Origin of the sequence: Microbacterium sp., assembly GCF_035687345.1 — a bacterium.
Taxonomy (GTDB): domain Bacteria; phylum Actinomycetota; class Actinomycetes; order Actinomycetales; family Microbacteriaceae; genus Microbacterium.
In genome coordinates, this window is the sequence record NZ_DASRXZ010000059.1 from 1 (window position 1) to 6,050 (window position 6,050).

Below are 6,050 nucleotides of genomic sequence, written 5' to 3' on the forward strand. Positions count from 1 at the left end.
CGGCGAGTCGACGCCGTTCCTGAGCTCGGCGGACGTCGTGATGGAGGCCGCGCGCCGGCTGTCGAACGTCGGCCCGATCCGCATCGTCTACAACCAGACCTACCTCGCGAACGGACTCGGCGAGAAGGTCGGCGACGCCAACCGAGGGCAGCTGTGGGCGAACGTGCTGCTGCCCGAGGCGAAGACCTCGGCGCAGGCGGCGCTCGACCAGACCGTGTCGCTTCCCTCCGTGTCGTTCGGGACACCGTCGGCGGGAAGCGACCGCGCGGGCGGGTTCGTGACCCCCGACCTGCCGATCCGCGGTCTGTCGACGCTCACGGGCGCCGTCGGCGACCCCGCGAACATGGAGAACCTCCAGTTCGACCCGGAGGAGTTCTTCAAGGGCGCGTTCCCCAAGCTGTTCGGACTCGTCGACCTGTGGGAGCTCATCGAGAACGTCACCGATCTCGCGAACATGCCGAGCCTCGCGAGCGAGGCGATCGAGGCCGTCACGAAGCTCGTCGACGACATCGAGAAGCTGATCCGCACACTGCAGGACGTCGTGGCGACGGCGCCGGCGGATGCCGCGAACGCCGCCCAGTCCGCGCTCACGCCCATCGAGAATGTGTTCTCGGCGATCGGCGACCTCCTGAGCCCGACGAACGCCGACCCGGTCGGCACGCGGATCCAGAAGCTCGCGGACGCGTTCGAAGACGTGGCGGATGCCGTGGCGGCGGTGCCGACGACGCATCCGCTCATTCCTCCCGTCGTCCGCACGACGCTCGCCGGTCTCGTATCGGCGATCAACACCGCCGCGCGTGCGACCGACATGATCGGCCAGCTCACGCGGCTGCTCGAGACGCTCGAGCCCGGCCGGCTCGAGGCGTCGTTCCGATACGACTTCCATCCGAAGCTGTTCACGCACTGGCCGAGCGCGGGCTTCACGCTCATCGAGCTGCCGCCCGACGGCTTCACGCTCGCCGTCGAGGGGCGCGTGTCGGGGACGGGCGACGCCGCGGTGCGCGCGATGGCGGAGATCCGCGGGCTCACGCTGCACCTGTTCGGCAAGCCGGGTCAGGGCTCGGCGGCGCCGCTCGTGCGCATCCCGTTCGAGAACATCTCGTTCATCGCGGGCACCGACGGCAAGGCCGAGGTCGACGTCAATCTCGGCGAGCTCACCTTCTTGGGAGTGCTGAGCTTCGTCGAGGTGCTGAAGGACTTCATCCCGCTCGACGGATTCAGCGACCCGCCCTTCCTCGAGGTCGACTCGTCGGGCCTGCAGGCGGGGTTCACGCTGCCGATCCCGAGCGTCTCGGTCGGCGTCTTCAACCTGTCGAACATCTCGCTCGGCGCCGACGTGCAGGTGCCGTTCCTCGGCGAGGCGCTGAGCTTCGGGTTCAACTTCTGCACGCGCGAGCGTCCGTTCAACCTGTCGGTCATGTGCATCGGCGGAGGCGGCTGGTTCCTGTTCCGCCTCAACCCGAAGGGCCTCACTGTGCTCGAGCTCGGGCTCGAGGCAGGCGTCATGCTCGCGGTGGACTTCGGCGTGGCATCCGGCTCGATCTCGGCGACCCTCGGCGTCTACATGCGTCTCGAAGCCGAGAAGGGCCAGCTCACCGGGTACTTCCGCCTACGCGGCGAGGTCGATGTGCTGGGGCTCATCTCGGCCTCGATCGAGCTGTACCTCGAACTCACGTACCACTTCGACTCGGGCAAGATGATCGGCACCGCGCGACTCACGATCGAGATCTCGGTGCTGTTCTTCTCGGGCAGCGTCACGATCGAGTGCACGCGGCAGTTCGCAGGCTCGAAGGGCGATCCGTCGCTCAGAGACCAGCTGCTCGAACCCGACAACACCTCTCCCGCGTGGGACGAGTACTGGCGCGCGTTCGCGCTGGAAGGAGCGTGACGTCATGGTCACGGAGCACTTGATCTCGCTCGCACTCCCCTACTCCGCACGCAAGACCGACGGGTTCCACGTCTCGGTGTTCATCACACCGAAGCTCGCGGGCGACACCGGCTCCGACGCGATCCTGTCGGATTTCGCGGTCTTCCCGCATTGGGCGAACGCCGTGCGCGAGTCCTTGACGGTCGAACTGCGCGACGACACCGGCTCCATACCGTGCACGCCGATCCTCGACCCCGTCGACCCTGCCGTGTGGGACGCGCTGTTCCCCGACACGACTCCCGTGCGTTCGAACAGGGTGCCGCCGCTCGCCGACCGGCGCTGGCGTTCGTTCGACGCGCAGTTCGTGCACGACACGGGCAAGTTCGTGGGCCTGCTGACGTCGGTCACCTCCGCCGTCGACCCGCCCGCACCCGGCTCGCACGCGCTCGGGCCCCTCCTGGTGAGCACCCTCCGGGAGTTCAAGATCCTGACGGGCCGCCAGGGCATCAGCGAGGTGGACGACGAGCGGTGGACCGAGATCTTCGACGACGAGATCGGCGAGACGGGCAGCGACCGCAAGGGTCCCCGCGCTCCGTCGTCGAGCAGCACGCAGCCGACCATGTTCACCGTGCTCAGGTCGCTGCACGAAGTGCGGCGGTATTACGACCGGCCGGAGTCGAAGACCGACTACAAGGCCGAGCCGGATGCGCCACCCCCCGACCCGCTCAAGCCGAAGGAGCCAGAGTTCCACGAGCGCATCGCCACGGTCGGCGATCACCCGGCGCTGCTGCGCACGCTCGGGCTCGTGATCGACCTCGTCGTCGAGGACGTCAACCGGCTCAAGAAGTCGCAGTGGCTCAGCGCGAAGGTGTCGGTCGAGCGCGACGGCCGCACGGTCGCGTCGGGCGCCCCCCGCGTGCAGTGCGAGGCCGTCGCCGACGGCGCGCTCGTGACCGTGCCCGCGACACCGGAGTGGATCAAGGGCGCGATGGCGCTCGGTGACACCGACCGCTTCGCGGTGCTCGACACGGATGCCGACGGCACCGCCATCAAGACCGAGCAGTACCTCCGCGTGCTGCCGCGCCTCATGCTGCGGCAGGCGAACCGCGAGCCGGTCGACGCCGCGTCGCCGGGACTGCGGTCGCCGGGGTTCACGATCGCACGGAAGGCGCAGGCGAAGATCCTCTTCGACCGGCTCGGACGACAGGAGAAGCTCGAGCAGCAGTTCGGCACGTCCACGCCGCCGCGCGGCGGCGGCATGCTCCTCACGAGCGAGGACGTGGCCCGCGGCATCCGTGTCGAGGTGTTCGACGCGACCGACGGCGAGTGGCGCTCGGTGCACGAGCGCCACACCGTCGCCGAGATCGTGGGCCTCAGCAAGCCGCTCGACCTCGGCGAGGGGCACGGCTTCGCGCAGGGCGCGCCCGCCGAGCAGTCCGTCCCCGTCGGCGAGCCGGTCGAACCGCCGCCGGTCAACGTGCACGAGGCGGTGTTCGGCTGGGAGGGGTGGAGCCTGTCGGTGCCGAAGCCCGGCAAGCGCGTGCGCAGCGAGCTGGTCACCCAGCCCGACGGATCGCAGAAGCTCGAGGAGATCGTCGAGCCGCCGCCGACCGCGGTGCCCGTCGACGCGACGAACCCCATCGGGTTCACTCACACGATCGTGCCGAACTCGCTGCCGCGACTGCGGTACGGGCGCGACTACTCGTTCCGCGCGTGGCTCGTCGACCTCGCGGGCAATGTGCGACCGCCCGCTCCCGCGACATCCGGTCCGTCGGCACCCGGTGACAGCGGGGGCCCGATGACGCCGGGCGGCGCCCAGCCAGGCCGCGGCGTCACCCGCGCGGGAGCCGTCGGACGCCTCGACGCCGCCGCCGTCGCACGGCTGCGCGCGGGCCTCGGACGCGTCGAGGTCCCGGTCGAGCTCCAGGACCGACTGCGCAAGGCCGTCGAGACGAACGTGAAGCGGGACTCCGTGCGGTGGGAGGCCGCGGCGGGACTCGGACGCCTCGGGCCCGTCGCCGAAGTGCTGCGCGACGCCGCGGTGGAGGCCGTCGAAGACCCTCGGCCCGTCGTGCCGGAACGCGCCGCGCCGACCCTCGGACGCAAGGAGCAGGCGGCGCTGCGGTCCGAGATCGCGAACGTGCTCGGCCGGACCGATGTCGGCGCGGCCCTGTCGGGCGACGCCCTCGCGACGGCGACGCCGTCTCGGGCATCCGCGGTCACGCAGGCGATGCGGTCCGCCCTCACCTCGACGAAGGGAGCCGCGTTCGGCGTCACGGCCTCGCTCGACGCCGACACGCTCCTGCCTGCCGTCGCAGGGCAGCTCGGGCGCGCGACGGCGACGCTCACCCCCAGCGGCATCACGGCTGCGGTGGTGCTCGAGGCGCTCAAGACCATCACGGCCCCGCGGCCGTTCCTGAGGTGGGACCCCGTGCCGCCCCCGACGCTCGTGCCGCGCGCCCGTTACAGCGAGGGCGAATCGCAGCGCGTCGTCGTCATCCGCAGCGGCGTGACACAGGACCCCGACACGCTGGATGTCACGGTGACAGACCCCCAGGAATACCGGACGGCGGTGCTCGCGGACAACCCCGATTCGGCGTTCCAGGCGGTGGGGCAGCGCCACCTCGTGCCGCCCAAGGTCGGCCAGCTCCAGGCGGAGCACCACGGGGCATTCGACGCGCTCGTGGGCGACGGGTCGGCCGCGGGGCTCAAGGCGGCCCTCGGCGTCGCGCTCCGCGAGAACGGCGCGCTCACCGACATCGACGTCGCCGACCTCGACAACCCCGGGGCCAGGATCCCCGTGCCGGGCGTCGCGCTCGTGCACGACCCCGGCGTCGACCCGAGCGACATCGTGACGCTGCCGCTCCCACAGGGCGAGTCGCCGCCGGCCGGGCAGTACGTCGTGCACGACGTCGACGACATGATCGTGCCGTACCTGCCGGATCCGCTCGCGCGCGGTGTGTCGCTCGTGTTCCCCGACGCCACCACCAGCCCCGCCCTGCCGCTGCCGTTCGGGATCGAAGGCTTCACCGCCGACTACGAGGTCGACGCGCGGGGCTGGCCGGTGGTGCATCCGTATCGCCTCACGCTGACCGACGGGCCGACGCCGCGAGCCGAGGTCGAGGACCGCGTCATCGACATCGCGCTGCCCGCCGGCACCATCCAGCGGTTCCGGCTCTCGAGCTGCCCGCGCCCCGCCGCGCTCGACGTGCTCGGCATGTGGCGGAGCCTCCCTGCTGTGATCCAGGGGCTCGAGATCGTGCGCGAGGCCGCGCGCGACGGCTACCTGTGGTCGCTCACGCCGAAGGAGAACGTACTCCTCGTGCACGCCGTGCCGCGGCCCGTGCGGGCGCCACGGCCGGTCAACGTCCGCTCCGTCCGCTCCGCGTCCGCCACGTATGCGAGCTTCTTCGGCGGGGTGCACGTGCACGGCCCGAGCACGGAGCAGCTCACGATCGAGGCGTCGTGGTCCGAGCCCGTCGACGACGTGGGCCTCCCGGTCTGGGAGGAGCGCGCGACCCGCGGCACCGCATGCACGACGCGCGTGTCCGAGAACGAGCGGCTGGGTGTGCTGTTCGCGCAGGACTTCCTGCCCTCCGGCGATCTCGACTGGCCCGCGGATCCGAGCATCCGCATCCACGGCACGCGCCACGAGTTCGGCGACACGAAGCACCGCATGGTCGACTATCGCCTCCGCGCGTCGACGCGGTTCCGCGAGTACTTCCCGCCGTCGCTGCTGACGCCGGCCGACGGGGCGGCGGAGTTCGACGACGGGTCGAGCGTCGTGAGCGAGACGTTGCGGCTGTCGGTGCCGTCCTCGGCGCGTCCCGAGCCGCCGGTCGTGCACTCGGTCGTCCCGCTGTTCCGCTGGTCGCACGATGATCCGGATGCCGCGGCCCCGCCCGCCGACGACGCGGGGACGGTCCATCCCGGACAGCCCATCGCGGAGCGCCACACCCGCCGCGCGGGCGTGCGCATCTACCTCGAGCGCCCGTGGTTCTCGTCGGGCGAGGGCGAGCTGCTCGCCGTGCTGCTGGGCACGTCACCGGCCGCCGGACCGTACACGCTCTACGCGCAGGACCCGATCTGGGTCGGCGCCACGTGGGACAACCCGCACCTCGCGCCCCTCACGCTCGTGGACTTCTGGCGTGTGGCGGGGGTCGACGAGGTGTGGACGCCTGGG

2 protein-coding genes are annotated in these 6,050 nt (G+C 71.3%); both read left to right on the forward strand.

Features of this window, described 5'->3' with window-relative positions; translation table 11 throughout:
- Positions 1 to 1,888 (forward strand): hypothetical protein (locus VFF97_RS07165; protein WP_325032805.1); only part of this gene is annotated, 1,888 nt, incomplete at its 5' end.
- 4 nt (positions 1,889 to 1,892) lie between these two features.
- A partial coding sequence (locus VFF97_RS07170; protein ID WP_325032806.1) for a hypothetical protein occupies positions 1,893 to 6,050 on the forward strand: 4,158 nt, incomplete at its 3' end.